This window comes from Pseudomonas sp. HMSC063H08 (assembly GCF_001813645.1).
Classification (GTDB): Bacteria; Pseudomonadota; Gammaproteobacteria; order Pseudomonadales; family Pseudomonadaceae; genus Pseudomonas; species Pseudomonas aeruginosa.
Genome location: NZ_KV813469.1, coordinates 68,245 through 84,930, shown reverse-complemented (window position 1 = coordinate 84,930; position 16,686 = coordinate 68,245). Strand labels below are relative to the sequence as shown.

Sequence of the window (16,686 nt, the reverse complement as noted above, 5' to 3'; positions counted from 1 at the left end):
CGCTCAGACCCGCGCGGCGGTAACCGCGGCCGAGCCCCAGGTGGTGCGCCAGCGCCGCTTCACCCCGTGGAGGCCGAACCAGGCCAGCACGCCGAGACTGGCGAACAGCCACAGGCCGAGCTGGTAGTCGCCGGTGCTTTGCTTGATCGCGCCGAGGCCGGCAGTCAGGCAGAAGCCGCCGATGCCGCCGGCCATGCCGATCAGCCCGGTCATCACGCCGATTTCCTTGTGGAAGCGCTGCGGTACCAACTGGAACACCGCGCCATTGCCGGCACCGAGACTGAGCATGGCGACCACGAACAGGCCGAGGGCGGCCATCGCGCTGGGCAAGTGGAAACCGACCGCGGCGATGCAGATGGCGGCCAGGGTGTACACCATCAGCAGGCTGCGGATGCCGCCGATGCGATCGGCGAGGGCGCCACCGAGCGGGCGCATCAGGCTGCCGGCGAAGACGCAGGCGGCGGTGTAGTAGCCGGCGGTCACCGGGTTCAGGCCGTACTGGTCGTGGAAATAGCCGGGCAGGGTGCTGGCCAGGCCGAGGAAGCCGCCGAAGGTGACGCTGTAGAAGAACATGAACCACCAGCTGTCGCGGTCGCCGAGGGCTTTCAGGTAATCGCCCATGGCCTTGGGCGCCGGCCGCTGCGGGGCGTTGCGCGCGACCATGGCGAACACCAGGAGGGTCAGGACGAGCGGCAGCAGGGCGAAGCCGAACACATTGTTCCAGCCGAACGCGGCGGCCAGGCCGGGGGCGAAGAGGGCGGCGAGCACGGTGCCGGAGTTGCCCGCGCCGGCGATGCCCATGGCCTTGCCCTGGTGTTGCGGCGGGTACCATTGCGATGCGAGCGGCAGGGCCACGGCGAAGGATGCCCCGGCGAAGCCGAGGAACAACCCCAGCAGCAGTGCCTGCGCATAGCTGTTCACGCCCAGCAGCCAGGCGGCCGCCAGGGCGGCGATGACGATGACCTGGGCGAGGATGCCGGCGCTCTTCGGCGACCAGCGATCGGCCAGCAGGCCGAGCAGGAAGCGCAGTACGGCGCCGGCGAGGATCGGCGTGGCGACCATCATCGCGCGCTGCTGGGTGCTCAGTTGCAGATCGCCGGCAATCTGCACCCCCAGCGGGCCGAGCACGTACCAGACCATGAAGCTCAGGTCGAAATAGAGAAACGCCGCGAACAGGGTCGGCGCATGGCCGGCCTTCCAGAAGCTGTTGTTCATCGAACACCTCGTATCCAGCGGAATCGGGGCGGAACGGCCGCCCGGCGGAAGTTGCATCGCTACAAGGTGAGCGTCCGACAGCGGACCACCCACCCGCCCCGACGCTGGGGCGAAACGACGAAGACGCCACGGGCCTCTGCCGGGAAGGAGAGGCCGCGCGACGTCTTTGTCGGGGATGGGTAACCGCCGTTGGCTACCGTCAGGCAGGACGTAGCAAGCTCTTTGCCAAGTTGTCGAAAGCGCGGCGTAGAGCGGTTGCAGGGACAACCATGGCGTCGGGCGTGCACGCCGCGGTGGCAGGCGTCGGGGGCTTGCACAGGGCTGGGGCGGCGCGTCCGTGCGCCGTCGGCGGTTCAGCGATGGGCGGTGTTCAGGTGGTAGATGGTCACGCGGCTGCCTTCGCCGCTGTCGCCGGCGTTGTCGTTCACGTAGGCGCCGGCCTTGAAATAGAGCAACTGGTCGTTCCAGGCGCTGCCGAGGGTCTGGTAGTAGGCGTCCTCTTCGCCGTCCTGGCTGCGCGCGCGCACCGCCAACTCGCCGCTGGAGGTGACGCGCAGGCTGTAGTTGAAGCGCTCGCCCAGGCGTACCTGCTCGAGGATCGACACGTTGCGGCTATAGGAATCGTCCGGGTGGTTGCGTACCAGCGCCTCGACCCGGCCGAGGCCTTCCTCGGGCTTGTAGTAGTACTGCAGCTTCACCAGAGGTTCGCCGTCGTCGGTCTGTGGCGACTTGCTGTGGATCTGGCCGATGATCACCTTGTTCTTCGAGGGGACCTTCTCGACGCTCATGGTCACCCGCAGTTCGTTGTCGGCCTGCCAGTAGTACCAGTTGTCGAGGCTGCCGTCGGCCTGGGTTTCGCGCAGTTCGGTGCGAGGATAGGTGCTGTCCTCGGTGTGCGAGCCGTCGATGGGCACCCAGAAGACCAGGCCGCCATCGTTGCCTTGCTGGAAGTACCGGCTCTGGTAGCCGTTGTTGAGTTGCTGGGTGGTGATCACCTGCGGGGTGGGTTCGGTGGGAATGGTAAGGTTCCAGGTGCTGAGATCGATCATGCTGAGCATCTCCTGACCGCTGAGTCGGCGGTGCGGTTCGGGCGGACGCCTGCGGCTCCTAGCCCTGGGCGTCCACTGCGGGCCTCCCTGGTCATGCTAGTCGAGGGTGGCGAGAGGGTAGCTCCCAGAACGGATAGGGCCGTTCCGGGCGCACGAGCATAGCCGCGCCGCTCTGCGCCGGGGGCCAGCAGGGTGGCTGGCGATATGATCGCCAGCTGCCCAGCTGGATTCAGCCGCCGAGCATGTCGTGCATGGCGATGATCTGCTCGGCGACTTGGATCAGCTTCTGCTGGCGGCTCATGGCCTGGCGCCGCATCAGCGTGTAGGCCTCCTCCTCGCCGCAATGCTTCATCTTCATCAGCAGGCCCTTGGCCAGCTCGATGCGCTTGCGTTCGGCCAACTGCGCCTCGCGCGCCTGCAGTTGAGCGCGCAGCGCCTGGTCGCTCTCGAAGCGCGCCATGGCCACGTCGAGGATCGGTTGCAGGCGGCTGGCCTGGATGCCTTCGACGATGTAGGCGCTGACCCCGGACTGGATGGCGCGGCGCATCACTCCCGGATCGTGCTCGTCGGTGAACATCACGATCGGGCGCGGCTGGTCGCGGCTGACCAGGCAGACCTGCTCCATCACATCGCGGCCGGGAGACTCCGTGTCGATCAGGATCACGTCGGGACGCAGCGCTTCGACGCGCGCCGGCAGGTCGATGGTTAGCCCCGACTCGTCCACCACTTCGAAACCGCTCTCGAGCAGGGCGGCCCTGAGGCGTCCGACTTTCTTCGGCGTGTCGTCGATCAGCAGGATACGCAGCATGGCGGGCGCACCAGGGTCAGGGGGCGATGCCCTGGCCGGTTTCGGCCAGGGCGTGGATCGGGAAGCTGCGGGCGTAGCCGGCGGGGTCGCTGCCGTCCCAGGTGCGCCCGTCGATCAGCGTCGAGCGGCGCATGTCGGCGCCGTCCAGGCGTAGCCCAAGGGCCGTCGCGGCATCGCGGTACAGCGCGGTCTGCTGGACCCTGCGGGCGATGCCCAGGTAGTCCGGGTCTTCGCGCAGCAGGCCCCAGCGGCGGAACTGGGTCATGAACCACATGCCATCCGAGAGCCAGGGCCGGTTGACTTCGCCGTCGGCGTAGAAACGCAGCGGATGCGGGTCCTGCCAGGCGTTGCCGAGGCCGTCCTGGTAGCGGCCGAAGAAGCGCGGCTGGATCGCGCCGAGCGGAGCGTCGACATAGTCGCAGCCGCTGATCAGTTGCGCGGTGCCCAGGCGGTTCTCGGCGTTCTGTTCGATGAAGCGGCTGGCGTCGAGGACCGCCATGACCAGCGCGCGGGCGGTGTTCGGGTAGGCGTCGACGAAGGCGCGGGTAGTGCCGAGGACCTTTTCCGGGTGGTCCGGCCAGATCGCCTGGCTGGTGGCGATGGTGAAGCCCTGGCCCTGGTCCACGGCCAGGGCGCCCCAGGGGCCGCCGGCGCAGAACCCGTCGATGCGCCCGGCCTGGAGATGGCCGACCATCTGCGCCGGTGGAACCACCACGCTGTGCACGTCGTGCAGCGGATGCAGACCGATGCTCGCCAGCCAGTAGTTCAGCCAGAGCGCGTGGGTACCGGTGGGAAAGGTCTGCGCCAGGGTCAGGCGTGCACCATTCTGGCGCCGATGCCGGAGCAGTGCCTCCGCACTGGTCACGCCAGCCTGCTTCAGCGGTTCGGAAAGATTGATCGCCTGGCCGTTCTGGCACAGTCCCATGAGCACCGCCATCTCGCTTGCCGCGCTGCCGCCGAGGCCGAGCTGGACGCCGTAGACCAGCCCGTACAGGCACTGCGCGGCATCCAGCTCGCCGCTGAGCAGCTTGTCGCGCAAGGCGGCCCAGGACGGTTGGCGCCTGAGATTGAGCGTGAGGCCGTAGGGCTGGGCGAAGCCCTGGGTGGCGGCCACGATCAGCGAGGCCGAATCGGTCAGCGCCATGAAACCGATGTCCAGGGCGCTCTTTTCCGGTGCGTCGGAACCGCCGGCCCAGGCCTGGCTGCGTATCGCTCTGTCTGTCATCACCACCTCGAGTGCGGGAGGGCGGCGCGGGCCGTCCCGTTTTCCAGTGCGCCGGCGCCGTCGTCGGCGCGCTTTTCCATAGCTGCCACAGCAAGCGCTATGCCAGGCGGCGCGGGGGGTTTCGCCGGGCAAGAAAAAGCCCCGCACGGGGCGGGGCTTGTTCGACGCGTCGCTGGATCAGGCCTGGACGACCGGGATCTTGGCGTTCGCAGCCGCTTCGCGGAACTCGGCGATCTGGTCGAAGCTCAGGTAGCGGTAGACGTCGGCAGCCATGCTGTCGATGTCCTTCGCGTAGGCCATGTACTCCTCCACGGTCGGCAGTTTGCCGAGGATCGAGGAGACCGCCGCCAGCTCGGCCGATGCCAGGAACACATCGGTGGCATCGCCCAGACGGTTCGGGAAGTTACGGGTCGAAGTGGAGACCACGGTGGAACCGGTCTGGACGCGAGCCTGGTTGCCCATGCACAGCGAGCAGCCCGGCATTTCCATGCGCGCGCCAGCCTTGCCGTAGATGCCGTAGTAGCCTTCCTCGGTCAGCTGGTGGGCGTCCATCTTGGTCGGCGGAGCCAGCCACAGACGGGTCGGGATACCGCCCTTGACCTTGTCCAGCAGCTTGCCGGCGGCGCGGAAGTGACCGATGTTGGTCATGCAGGAGCCGATGAACACTTCATCGATCTTGCGGCCCTGTACGCTCGACAGCAGGCGCGCGTCGTCCGGATCGTTCGGCGCGCAGAGCACCGGCTCCTTGACGTCGGCCAGGTCGATCTCGATCACCGCGGCGTACTCGGCGTCCTTGTCGGCTTCCAGCAGCTCCGGCTTGGCCAGCCAGGCTTCCATCGCCTGGGCGCGACGCTCCAGGGTGCGCGGGTCGCCGTAGCCTTCGCCGATCATCCAGCGCAGCAGGGTGATGTTGGACTTCAGGTACTCGGCGATCGCCTGTTCCGGCAGCTTGATGGTGCAGCCGGCGGCGGAACGCTCGGCCGAGGCGTCGGACAGCTCGAAGGCCTGCTCCACGGTCAGGTCGTTGAGGCCTTCGATCTCGAGGATGCGGCCGGAGAAGATGTTCTTCTTGCCCTTCTTCTCGACGGTCAGCAGGCCCTGCTGGATCGCGTAGTAAGGGATCGCATGGACCAGGTCACGCAGGGTGATGCCCGGTTGCAGCTTGCCCTTGAAGCGCACCAGCACCGACTCCGGCATGTCCAGCGGCATCACGCCGGTGGCGGCGGCGAAGGCCACCAGGCCGGAGCCGGCCGGGAACGAGATGCCGATCGGGAAGCGGGTGTGCGAGTCGCCGCCGGTACCAACGGTATCGGGCAGCAGCATGCGGTTCAGCCAGCTGTGGATGATGCCGTCGCCCGGGCGCAGCGACACGCCGCCACGGGTCATGATGAAGTCGGGCAGGGTGTGGTGGGTCTTGACGTCGATCGGTTTCGGATAGGCCGCGGTGTGGCAGAAGGACTGCATCACCAGGTCGGCGGAGAAGCCGAGGCAGGCGAGGTCCTTCAGTTCGTCGCGGGTCATCGGGCCGGTGGTGTCCTGGGAACCGACGGTGGTCATCTTCGGTTCGCAGTAGGTGCCCGGGCGCACGCCCTGGCCTTCCGGCAGACCGCAGGCGCGGCCGACCATTTTCTGCGCCAGGGTGAAGCCCTTGCCGCTATCGGCCGGTGCTTCCGGCTTGCGGAACAGGTCGGAGGCGCCCAGGCCCAGCTCGGCGCGGGCCTTCTCGGTCAGGCCACGGCCGACGATCAGCGGGATACGGCCGCCGGCGCGGACTTCGTCGAGCAGGACCGGGGTCTTCAGCTCGAAGGTGGTGACCACTTCGCCGCTGTCGTGGCGAACGACCTTGCCTTCATAGGGGTATACGTCGATGACGTCGCCCATGGCCAGGTTGGTGCAGTCGAACTCGATCGGCAGGGCGCCGGCATCTTCCATGGTGTTGTAGAAGATCGGCGCGATCTTGGTGCCGAAGCAGAAGCCGCCGGCACGCTTGTTCGGCACGAACGGAATGTCGTCGCCGAAGAACCACAGCACCGAGTTGGTGGCGGATTTGCGCGAGGAACCGGTGCCGACCACGTCGCCGACGTAGGCGACCGGGAAGCCCTTGGCCTTGACCGCTTCGATCTGCTTCAGCGGACCGACCGAACCCGGCTGGACCGGCTCGATGCCGTCGCGGGCCATCTTCAGCATGGCCAGGGCGTGCAGCGGGATGTCCGGGCGCGACCAGGCGTCGGGGGCCGGGGAGAGGTCGTCGGTGTTGGTTTCGCCGGGGACCTTGAATACGGTGAGAGTCAGCTTTTCCGGGACTTCCGGCTTGGCCTTGAACCACTCGCCATCGGCCCAGGATTGCAGCACGGACTTGGCCGCGGCATTGCCCTTCTTGGCGCGCTCGGCGACGTCGTGGAAGGCGTCGAACATCAGCAGGGTGTGCTTCAGCTGTTCGGCGGCGGTGTTGGCCAGTTCGGCGTCGTCCAGCAGTTCGACCAGGGTGGCGATGTTGTAGCCGCCCTGCATGGTGCCCAGCAGCTCGGCGGCACGTTGCTTGTCGATAAGGGGGGAGGTGGCTTCGCCCTTGACGATGGCGGAAAGGAATCCGGCCTTGACGTAGGCGGCTTCGTCGACGCCCGGCGGTACGCGGTTGGTGATCAGGTCAAGGAGGAATTCTTCTTCGCCGGCCGGCGGGTTCTTCAGCAGCTCGACCAGGCCTGCGGTCTGTTCGGCGTTCAGCGGTTGGGGCACGACACCCTGGGCGGCACGCTCTTCTACGTGTTTGCGGTAGGCTTCAAGCACAGTATTTCCCTCATCAGTGGTCCCGGGGGACACGTATCCAGGAACCGACGCAGATCCGCTCGTCAGGCCCAGGTGGACGGTAATCCACCAACCTACGAGGGCATCGGCAGGTTCCAGACAGAAGCTGTTTTCAAAGTTTTACGCCGGCGGGCTGGGGTGGGGCTGGCGAGACGCTTGAGGGAGGCGCCGTCGCCAGCGTACCTGCCGGAAACTGTGCTCGTGACGCTTTGAAAACAGCTTCTAACGGACATTGGCGCCTAAAAAGGCGGACCAATGTTACTGGAAACTCGACGCAAAGTTAAGTCGGAAACCCTAGGAACCACAGGGTGAACTTGATTAGACAAAGGGCTAAGATGCCGCTTTGTTTTCGTTGTCCCGGCCATGTCTTCGCAAAGAATCAAAACCCCCTGCGTAGGGCTTTGCTCCACGGTATACGGCGACCTGGTATGCCGTGGCTGCAAGCGTTTCCACCATGAGGTGGTCAACTGGAACCTCTACGACGCCGAGGAAAAGCGGGCTGTCTGGAGTCGCCTTGAGCAGTTGCTGGCCCAGGTGATGGCCGCCAAGCTGGAAGTCTTCGACGCCGCGCGCCTGCGCCTGCAACTGGAGCAGCGGCAGATCCGTTTCGTCCCCGAGCAGTCTCCCTATTGCTGGGCCTACCAGTTGATCGCCCGCGGTTCCCGGCTGATCAACCAGATCGAAGCCTACGGCGTGGCACTGCTGCCGGAATTCCGCGACTGGAGCCTGCCGGACCTGCGCGATGCCATCGACCGGGAATTCTTCCTGCTGTCGGAAGCGCATTACCAGCGCTACATCGCGCCCTCGTTCCTGCAGGCGATCGACAGATAGGCGGTGTCTCCAGCGAAAAAGCCGCCCTTGGGCGGCTTTTTCGTCCGACCAGCGGTCACTCCTTGCTGGCCAGTTCCTCCAGGTGGGCGATGATGTCGTCCGGCTTCAACACCAGCACGTCGCTTTCCAGGGTATCCAGCACCACTTCCGCGGTATTGCCGATCAGCGCGCCGGACAACCCGGTGCGCGCCACGGTGCCGATCACGGTGACCACCGCGTCGAGCTTCTGCGCGGTGCGCGGGATCAGCACGTCGGCCGGACCTTCCTCGATGTGCAATTGTTCGTCGCTGAAACCGTACTCGGCCTGGAAGGTGCGGCAGGCCTCGCGATAGCGGGCCTCGATGGTTTCGCTGAGCTGGAAGGTCGGGTCGGCGGAGGAGAGCATCGGCGAGGGGTGGGCGCTGATCACGTGCAGCGTGGCCTTGGCCAGGCCGGCGATGTCGTAGGCATGGCTGATGATCCCGGCGTGCAGGGAGCGGTGCTCGCCGTCGTTGTTGCCGACGTCGACCGCGGCGAGGATCTTTCCGCCCGTCCAGGGCCGGGCGGTCTTGGTCATCAGTACCGGGCAGGGCGCGAAGCGCAGCAGTTTCCAGTCGTCCGGGGTGAGGATGGCCTTTTTCAGCGGGTTGTCGGGAAAGTGCTGCTTGATGATCAGCCCGCAGCCTTCGGCCTGTTGCTCGGCGATGATGGTCTGGTGCAGGGAGTCCTTCCAGGCCTGGTTGGTCGAGACGCTGTAGCCTTCCTCGCGCAGTTCCTGGGCCAGGTCGTTGAGGGCGGCGCTGTGGTCGCGGCGCTTCTCGCAGACCAGCAGGTGCAGGTGCGACTGGGTCACGCCGGCGATCAGTTGTGCCCGTTTCAGGGCGAGACCTTCCAGCTGGTCCGGTTCAATCACCACGAGGATGCTGCGAATGGCTTGCATGATCGTCTCCCTGAGTGCTTGTGGTTATCGCTGAAACAACTCTAGACGCAATCCAGCCGCTGCTCTTGATGCATATCAAACGGGTCGGCCTGCCCGACCACCGCAGCTTCCGTATAATGCTCCGCCTTTCCTGCCCCGACCAGCGTCGTGGCAGACCCTTTCCAGAATGAGTGACCTGCGCCATGTTGCCCGAGATCGACCAATTCCTCGCCTGTTCCACTCCCGCCGCCTGGGTCGAGGCGGCCCTGGAGCGCCAGGACGTCATGCTGCTGGACCACAAGGCCTGCGAGATGAAGGCCGCGGCGACGGCGATGCAACTGATCGGCAAGTACTCCGGCCGCCTGGACCTGGTGAACAAGATGAGCCGCCTGGCGCGCGAGGAGCTGCGCCACTTCGAGCAGGTGCTGGCGATCCTGAAGAAACGCGGCATCCCGGTGGTCAATGTCAGCGCCTCCCGCTACGCCTCGGCGCTGCGCGACCTGGTGCGCAAGCAGGAGCCGCAGCGGCTGACCGATACGCTGGTGGTCGGCGCCTTCATCGAGGCGCGTTCCTGCGAGCGCTTCGCCGCCCTGGTGCCGCACCTGGACGCGGAGCTGGCGAAATTCTACGGCGGTTTGCTGAAGTCCGAGTCGCGGCATTTCCAGGACTACCTGAAGCTGGCCTACCAGTACGGCGACGAGGCCGACGTGGAGCGGGCGATCGAGGTGGTGCGGGCCAAGGAGGCCGAGCTGATCAGCAGTCCGGACAACGAATTCCGCTTCCACAGCGGCCACCCGGTGGACCTGGTGGCCTGAGCCGGAAACAAGAAAGCGCCCCGCGGGGCGCTTTTTTTGCTGCCTGAATCAGTCCTTGACCTTGAGGTCGAGGGCCAGGTCGCGGGCGGCCTTGGTCGCCAGAACGCCCATCAGCTGGCCAATCTCGTCCTGGCGGCTCGCCGCGCCGTTGGCGCCGGCGCCCATCATTACGCTGGGGACGGGGGCCTGGGCGGCGGCTTCGGCCCAGACCTTGTTGATCGCGATCAGCGCGTCGAGCTTCGGCTGCAACGCGCCGTCCGCCTTGATCACCGCTTCGCGGGCGTAAGCCTCGGCGTCGGCGGTGATCTTGGTGGCCTGGGCGGTCACCGTGGCCTTGTCGCGCAGCAGTTCGGCGGTCTGCTTCTCGATCTCGGCGCGCTGCTTCTCGCGCTCGGCGTTGATCACCGCCAATTGCTTGTCGGTTTCCGCCTGGGTGGTGCGTTCGATCTGGTCGCGCAGGGTTTCCTGGCGCTTGGCCTCGACTTCCTTCTCGCCGCGGGCGGTGACCAGCAGCTTTTCCTCTTCTTCCTTCAGGCGGTTCTGCCGCGCCACCGCCAGCTCGGCGAGCGCCTGCTGGACCTTGACCATGCGCTGCTTGTACTGCGGGTTGGGATCGACGTTGGTGATCCGCGCTTCCACCACCTCGACGCCGAACTTGCGGAACTGCTGTTGCTTGCGTACCGGGATGCCCTTGGCATCGGTGACCTTCTCGGTGACGAACTGGCTGGCGTTGTTGTCGCCGAACGCTCCCTGCTCGGTGCCGGCCTGGAGGATCGCGGTCTGGTGCGGAATGGCGCCGCGCGGCCCACGGACTTCCTTGCGCTTGATCAGGTACAGGCCGTCGTTGAGCTGGTTCTCGAACTCGGCGGCGAATTCGCTGCGGGCTCCGGCGTAGTAGTCGTCGGCGCTCATCAGCGAAGCGGTGGCCTGGAGGGTTTCCTTGATCGCCGGCACCAGTGCGGTGCGGATGAAATTGTCCGGGTTGCGGTATTCCTGGGCCATCTTCAGGAACGGCTCGCCGCCGGGCAGGCGAAAGCGCGCGGAAGATTCGACCTTGGCGTCGACGTTGCCGAGGAACACGATCGGGAAAGCCTCGATGGTGGCGCCGAGGCCGTCGTTGTCCGGATTGGTGTCGTTATCGTCCATGACCAGCACGGACTGCACGCTGATGGCCTTCTTCCAGGTGGTGGCGCGACCGAACCACTTGGTCGCGTAGCCGACGTCATCGACGATCTTCTCGTCGCCGAAGATGGTCCTTACATGGGTCATGAAGCCGGCTTCGTTATAGAAGAACACGCCGTTGAACAGGCCGAAGCCGAGGGCGAGCACGCCGAGGGGGGCGGCGACGAACTTGGTGAGGTTTCCCTTCGAGATGATCACGATCATTCCTTGATGCGGGGTGGGGGAGCGCGATCCTGCTGAAAGGTGGCCCGCAACGTCAAGATGGACGGCGGAAAAAATGCGAATCGCATAATGTTTCGCTGAAAGGCCCGCATGGCGGGCCTGGGTGGGTCAGAGCGGGAAGGGCGCCTGGCGATGGCCGTTGGCGTCGACCTCCAGGGCCCAGCCCTGGTGGTCCCAGTCGCCGAGCACGATGCGCCGGGCGGGCTGGCCGTCGATGTCCAGCGGGTGTTCGGCCGGCCGATGAGTGTGGCCGTGGATCAGGGTACGCACGCCATGCCTGCGCATGACCCGGGGCACTTCTTCGGGTGTGACATCGATGATGTCGACGGCTTTCATGCGGGTCTGCGCGCGGCTTTCCTTGCGCAGCTTGCGTGCCAGCTTGTGCCGGGTGGCCAGCGGCAGGTGGCGCAGTACCCAGAGCGTGAGCGGGTTGCGCAGCCAGCGGCGCAGGCGCATGTAGGCCTCGTCGCGGGTGCACAGGCTGTCCCCGTGCATCAGCAATACCGGCTCGCCGTACAGGTCGATCACGCTCGGGTCGGGCAGCAGCGTGCATCCGGCCTCGCGGCAGAACGCCTTGCCAATGAGGAAGTCGCGATTGCCGTGCATCAGGTAGATGCGCGTACCGCCGTCGGCCACCTGGCGCAGGGACTGGGCGATGGAGCGCTGGAAGGCGTCCATGCCGTCGTCGCCGATCCAGGCTTCGAAGAAGTCGCCGAGGATGTACAGGGCCTCGGCCCGGCGGGCGCGCTCATCGAGGAAAGACAGAAACGCCCGGGTGATGTCCGGGCGTTCCGCTTCGAGATGCAGGTCCGAGATGAACAGGACGCTCATCGCTTCATTCTTCGACGATTTCGGCCTTCTCGATGATCACGTCCTCGGCCGGCACGTCCTGGTGGCCGCTGCGCATGGTGGTGGCCACGCCCTTGATCTTGTTGACCACGTCCATGCCCTCGACCACTTCGCCGAATACGGCATAGCCCCAGCCCTGGGTGGTGGGGGCGGTGTGGTTGAGGAAATCGTTGTCGGCGACGTTGATGAAGAACTGCGCGCTGGCCGAATGCGGGTCCATGGTACGAGCCATGGCGATGCTGCCGACCTTGTTGGTCAGGCCGTTGTTGGCTTCGTTCTTGATCGGTGCGCGGGTGGGCTTCTGCTTCATGCCCGGCTCGAAACCGCCGCCCTGGATCATGAAGTTGTTGATCACGCGGTGGAAGACGGTGTTGTCGTAGTGGCCGCTTTTCACGTACTCCTTGAAGTTCGCCGCGGTTTCCGGGGCTTTCTCTTCATCGAGCTTCAGGGTGATGACGCCATGGTTGGTATGCAGCTTGATCATGTGGGTAATCCGCTTTGTCGTGAAAATCGAAGGCCTGTCAGGGGGTTGACAGCTTCGGCTATGATAAGCGCTTTGATTTGCCCGGCCTACCCTGGTCGGGCGAGAGCATGACCAAGGATCCCATGAGCAAGCCAGAGACCACCGCCGCCCCGAACTTCCTGCGCCAGATCGTTCAAGCCGACCTGGATGCCGGCAAGCACGCGAAGATCGTCACCCGTTTCCCCCCGGAGCCCAACGGTTACCTGCACATCGGCCACGCCAAGTCGATCTGCCTGAACTTCGGCCTGGCCCAGGAATTCGCTGGCGATTGCCATCTGCGCTTCGATGACACCAACCCGGCCAAGGAAGACCAGGAGTACATCGATGCCATCGAGGCCGACATCAAGTGGCTGGGCTTCCAGTGGTCCGGCGAGGTCTGCTATGCCTCCAACTATTTCGACCAGCTGCATGCCTGGGCCGTCGAGCTGATCAAGGCCGGCAAGGCGTTCGTCTGCGACCTCGGTCCCGAGGAAATGCGCGAATACCGCGGCACCCTCACCGAGCCGGGCCGCAACAGCCCTTACCGTGACCGTTCGGTGGAGGAGAACCTCGACCTGTTCGCCCGCATGAAGGCCGGTGAGTTCCCCGACGGCGCCCGTTCGCTGCGGGCGAAGATCGACATGGGTTCGCCGAACATGAACCTGCGCGACCCGATCCTGTACCGCATCCGCCATGCGCATCACCACCAGACCGGCGACAAGTGGTGCATCTACCCGAGCTACGACTTCACCCACGGTCAGTCGGACGCCATCGAGGGCATCACCCATTCGATCTGCACCCTGGAATTCGAAGACCATCGTCCGCTCTACGAGTGGTTCCTGGCCAACCTGCCGGTGCCTGCGCAACCGCGCCAGTACGAATTCTCCCGGCTCAACCTGAACTACACCGTGACCAGCAAGCGCAAGCTCAAGCAACTGGTCGACGAAGGCCATGTCAGCGGCTGGGACGATCCGCGCATGTCGACCCTGTCCGGCTATCGCCGCCGCGGCTACACCCCGGAGTCGATCCGCAACTTCTGCGAGATGATCGGGGTGAACCGTGCCAGCGGCGTGGTCGACATCGGCATGCTCGAGTTCAGCATCCGCGACCACCTGGACGCCACCGCGCCGCGTGCCATGTGCGTGCTGAAACCGCTCAAGGTGGTGATCACCAACTACCCCGAAGGGCAGGTGGAGAACCTCGAGTTGCCGCGTCATCCGAAGGAAGACATGGGAGTGCGCGTACTGCCGTTCGGTCGCGAGCTGTTCATCGATGCCGGTGACTTCGAGGAAGTCCCGCCGGCCGGCTACAAGCGCCTGATCCCCGGTGGCGAGGTGCGTCTGCGCGGCAGCTACGTGATCCGTGCCGACGAAGCGATCAAGGATGCCGACGGCAATATCGTCGAACTGCGCTGCAGCTACGATCCGGACACCCTGGGCAAGAACCCGGAAGGCCGCAAGGTCAAGGGCGTGATCCACTGGGTGCCGGCCGAGGGCAGCGTCGAGTGCGAAGTGCGCCTGTACGATCGGCTGTTCCGCTCGGCCAATCCGGAGAAGGCGGAAGAGGGCGGTAGCTTCCTCGACAACATCAACGCCGACTCCCTGCAGGTACTGGCCGGCTGTCGCGCCGAGCCGTCGCTGGGCCAGGCGAACCCGGAGGATCGCTTCCAGTTCGAGCGCGAAGGCTATTTCGTCGCCGACCTGAAGGACTCCAGGCCGGGCAAGCCGGTGTTCAACCGTACCGTCACCCTGCGTGACTCCTGGGGACAGGGCTGAGGAAAAACCGTGCTGCAGATCTACAACACGCTGAGCAAGACCAAAGAAGTCTTCACGCCGCTGGTCGGCAACCAGGTGCGCATGTACGTGTGCGGCATGACCGTGTACGACTACTGCCATCTGGGCCACGGCCGCAGCATGGTGGCGTTCGACGTGATCACCCGCTGGTTGCGCCACCGTGGCTACGACCTGACGTACGTGCGCAACATCACCGATATCGATGACAAGATCATCAATCGCGCCAACGAGAACGGCGAGCCGTTCGATGTGCTGACCGAGCGCATGATCGCGGCGATGCACGAGGACGAGGCCCGGCTGAACATCCTCAAACCGGACCAGGAGCCGCGCGCCACCGATCACATCGCCGGCATGCACGCGATGATCCAGACCCTGATCGACAAGGGCTATGCCTACGCGCCGGGCAACGGTGACGTGTACTACCGGGTCGGCAAGTTCGCTGGCTACGGCAAGTTGTCGCGGCGGCGGGTCGAGGACCTGCGCATCGGTGCGCGGATCGAGCCGGGCGAAGCGAAGGAGGATCCGCTCGATTTCGTGCTCTGGAAGGGCGCCAAGCCGGGCGAGCCGAGCTGGTCGTCGCCCTGGGGCGAGGGGCGCCCGGGCTGGCACATCGAATGCTCGGTGATGTCCACCTGCTGCCTGGGCGATTCCTTCGACATCCATGGCGGTGGCAACGACCTGGAGTTCCCTCACCACGAGAACGAGATCGCCCAGAGCGAGGCCGCGACTGGCAAGCCCTACGCCAAGTCCTGGCTGCACTGCGGGATGATTACCATCAACGGCGAGAAGATGTCCAAGTCGCTGGGCAATTTCTTCACCATCCGCGAAGTGCTGGAGAAATATCACCCCGAAGTGGTGCGTTACCTGCTGATCGCCAGCCATTACCGCAGTCCGATCAACTACTCGGAGGAGAACCTGCGCGAGGCCAAGGCGGCCCTGGACCGTTTCTACAACGCGCTCAAGGGGTTGCCCGAGGCGGCGCCGGCGGAAGCGGCGGAGTATGTCGAGCGCTTCGCCGCGGCGATGGACGACGACTTCAATACCGCGGGTGCCTGCTCGGTGCTGTTCGAGCTGGCGCGGGAGGTCAATCGTCTGCGCGAAAGCGACCTGTCGGCGGCGGCCGCGCTGGCCGCGCGCCTGAAGCAGTTGGCTGGCCTGCTGGGGGTGCTGCAGCTGGAGCCGGAAGCCTTCCTGCAGGCGGGCGCCGAGGGCAAGGTCGATGCGGCCGAGGTCGAGGCGTTGATCCAGGCGCGCCTGGAGGCGCGGGCGGCGAAGAACTGGGCGGAGTCCGACCGGATTCGCGACCAGCTCACCGCCATGGGCGTGGTGCTGGAGGATGGCAAGGGCGGCACTACCTGGCGCCTGGCCGACTGAACCCGCAGCGATAAATGAAAAGCCCCGCGTTCGCGGGGCTTTTTATTACCGGCGACCTCAGTCGTGCAGGTGTTCGGCGGCGTGCAGGGTATTTTCCAGCAGGCAGGCGCGGGTCATCGGCCCGACGCCGCCCGGCACCGGGGTGATCCAGCTGGCGCGTTGCGCCGCCACCTCGTATTCCACGTCGCCGACCAGACGGCCGTCGGCCTGGCGGTTGATGCCGACGTCGATGACGATGGCGCCTTCCTTGATCCACTCGCCCTTGACCAGTCCCGGCTTGCCGGCAGCGACCACCACCAGGTCGGCGCGCGACACATGGTCGGCCAGGTCGCGGGTGAAGCGGTGGGTCACGGTGACGGTGCAGCCACCCAGCAGCAACTCCAGAGCCATGGGCCGGCCGACGATGTTCGAGGCGCCGACCACGACCGCGTCCATGCCGTACAGGTCGGCGCCGGTGCTGGCGAGCAGGGTCATGATGCCTTTCGGGGTGCAGGGGCGCAGCAGGGGCATGCGCTGGGCCAGGCGGCCGATGTTGTAGGGATGGAAACCGTCCACGTCCTTGTCCGGGTGGATACGCTCCAGCAGCAGGGAGGCGTCCAGGTGGGCGGGCAGGGGTAGCTGGACCAGGATGCCGTCGATGGCGGGGTCGTCGTTCAGGCGGTCGATCAGGGCCAGCAGGTCGTCCTGGCTGGTTTCGGCGGGAAGATCGTAGGCCTGGGAGAGAAAGCCGACTTCCTCGCAGTCCTTGCGCTTGTGCGCCACATAGACCTGAGAGGCCGGATCGGTGCCGACCAGGATCACCGCCAGGCCGGGAACGCGCAGGCCTTGCTGGCGGCGCTCGGTCACGCGTTGGGCTATCTGCTGGCGAAGGTTGGCGGCGATCGCTTTGCCGTCGATCAGTTGTGCGGTCATGTCGGAAGGGTAACCATCGAATCGGGTGGAAAAAGGACGCGCATTTTCGCATGGACGCCGCCCGGGGCAAAGGAGGCGACCCGCGGATTTGCCGTAACTCCTTTATATAGCTGAATTTTTTTAAAAAAACCGTTGACGGCCTTTCGCCCCCTGTATAACATGCGCCCCGCTTGCCGAGCACAGCCGGACGCAGGGTAAGAGGTAAT

General features: G+C 65.6%; 14 protein-coding genes. 4 read left to right on the top strand and 10 right to left on the bottom strand.

What is annotated here, in order from left to right:
* Positions 1-3: 3 nt before the first annotated feature.
* From HMPREF2924_RS18310 to acnB, 5 genes are all read right to left on the bottom strand, one after another.
* The gene (locus HMPREF2924_RS18310; protein WP_003087861.1) at positions 4-1,215 is read right to left on the bottom strand and encodes a NarK family nitrate/nitrite MFS transporter; all 1,212 of its coding nucleotides are present in this window, start codon (positions 1,213-1,215) and stop codon (positions 4-6) included.
* A 353-nt stretch (positions 1,216-1,568) separates the two neighbouring features.
* Entirely contained in the window at positions 1,569-2,264 is a 696-nt protein-coding gene (locus tag HMPREF2924_RS18305) for a polysaccharide lyase family 7 protein (RefSeq protein ID WP_003087865.1), read from the bottom strand.
* Between the two features lie 229 nt (positions 2,265-2,493).
* Complete coding sequence (locus HMPREF2924_RS18300; protein ID WP_003087868.1) at positions 2,494-3,072, bottom strand: ANTAR domain-containing response regulator; 579 nt, start codon at positions 3,070-3,072, stop codon at positions 2,494-2,496.
* Between the two features lie 16 nt (positions 3,073-3,088).
* Entirely contained in the window at positions 3,089-4,297 is a 1,209-nt protein-coding gene (locus HMPREF2924_RS18295) for a CmpA/NrtA family ABC transporter substrate-binding protein (protein WP_003132827.1), read from the bottom strand.
* Positions 4,298-4,474: 177 nt separating this feature from the next.
* Positions 4,475-7,084, bottom strand: coding sequence for a bifunctional aconitate hydratase 2/2-methylisocitrate dehydratase (gene acnB / locus HMPREF2924_RS18290; protein WP_003087875.1), 2,610 nt, complete (start codon positions 7,082-7,084; stop codon positions 4,475-4,477).
* A gap of 381 nt (positions 7,085-7,465) precedes the next feature.
* Here acnB and HMPREF2924_RS18285 point away from each other — a divergent pair, with 381 nt between their 5' ends.
* On the top strand, positions 7,466-7,933 hold the full coding sequence (locus HMPREF2924_RS18285) for a DUF1289 domain-containing protein (protein WP_003098041.1): 468 nt from the start codon (positions 7,466-7,468) through the stop codon (positions 7,931-7,933).
* 55 nt (positions 7,934-7,988) lie between these two features.
* On the opposite strand, the gene HMPREF2924_RS18280 is transcribed toward HMPREF2924_RS18285, so the two are convergent.
* Positions 7,989-8,852: a universal stress protein gene (locus tag HMPREF2924_RS18280; RefSeq protein ID WP_003087881.1), complete on the bottom strand. Its 864-nt coding sequence runs from the start codon at positions 8,850-8,852 to the stop codon at positions 7,989-7,991.
* Between the two features lie 170 nt (positions 8,853-9,022).
* Here HMPREF2924_RS18280 and HMPREF2924_RS18275 point away from each other — a divergent pair, with 170 nt between their 5' ends.
* A complete protein-coding gene (locus HMPREF2924_RS18275) occupies positions 9,023-9,646 on the top strand; it encodes a tRNA isopentenyl-2-thiomethyl-A-37 hydroxylase MiaE (protein ID WP_003132826.1) in 624 nt (207 codons plus the stop codon).
* 48 nt (positions 9,647-9,694) lie between these two features.
* On the opposite strand, the gene HMPREF2924_RS18270 is transcribed toward HMPREF2924_RS18275, so the two are convergent.
* The 3 genes from HMPREF2924_RS18270 to HMPREF2924_RS18260 form a co-directional block, all read right to left on the bottom strand.
* A complete protein-coding gene (locus HMPREF2924_RS18270) occupies positions 9,695-11,026 on the bottom strand; it encodes an SPFH domain-containing protein (protein WP_003132825.1) in 1,332 nt (443 codons plus the stop codon).
* A gap of 132 nt (positions 11,027-11,158) precedes the next feature.
* Positions 11,159-11,881 (bottom strand): UDP-2,3-diacylglucosamine diphosphatase, encoded by a 723-nt coding sequence (lpxH, locus tag HMPREF2924_RS18265; RefSeq protein ID WP_003132824.1) that lies wholly within the window; start codon positions 11,879-11,881, stop codon positions 11,159-11,161.
* A gap of 4 nt (positions 11,882-11,885) precedes the next feature.
* A complete protein-coding gene (locus HMPREF2924_RS18260; protein ID WP_003087890.1) occupies positions 11,886-12,383 on the bottom strand; it encodes a peptidylprolyl isomerase in 498 nt (165 codons plus the stop codon).
* Positions 12,384-12,505: 122 nt separating this feature from the next.
* Here HMPREF2924_RS18260 and HMPREF2924_RS18255 point away from each other — a divergent pair, with 122 nt between their 5' ends.
* Together HMPREF2924_RS18255 and cysS are read left to right on the top strand one after the other, a co-directional pair.
* Positions 12,506-14,176, top strand: coding sequence for a glutamine--tRNA ligase/YqeY domain fusion protein (locus HMPREF2924_RS18255; RefSeq protein ID WP_003113586.1), 1,671 nt, complete (start codon positions 12,506-12,508; stop codon positions 14,174-14,176).
* Positions 14,177-14,185: 9 nt separating this feature from the next.
* Positions 14,186-15,568: a cysteine--tRNA ligase gene (gene cysS / locus HMPREF2924_RS18250; protein WP_003113587.1), complete on the top strand. Its 1,383-nt coding sequence runs from the start codon at positions 14,186-14,188 to the stop codon at positions 15,566-15,568.
* Between the two features lie 57 nt (positions 15,569-15,625).
* On the opposite strand, the gene folD is transcribed toward cysS, so the two are convergent.
* On the bottom strand, positions 15,626-16,480 hold the full coding sequence (folD, locus tag HMPREF2924_RS18245) for a bifunctional methylenetetrahydrofolate dehydrogenase/methenyltetrahydrofolate cyclohydrolase FolD (protein WP_003087898.1): 855 nt from the start codon (positions 16,478-16,480) through the stop codon (positions 15,626-15,628).
* Positions 16,481-16,686 lie beyond the last annotated feature (206 nt).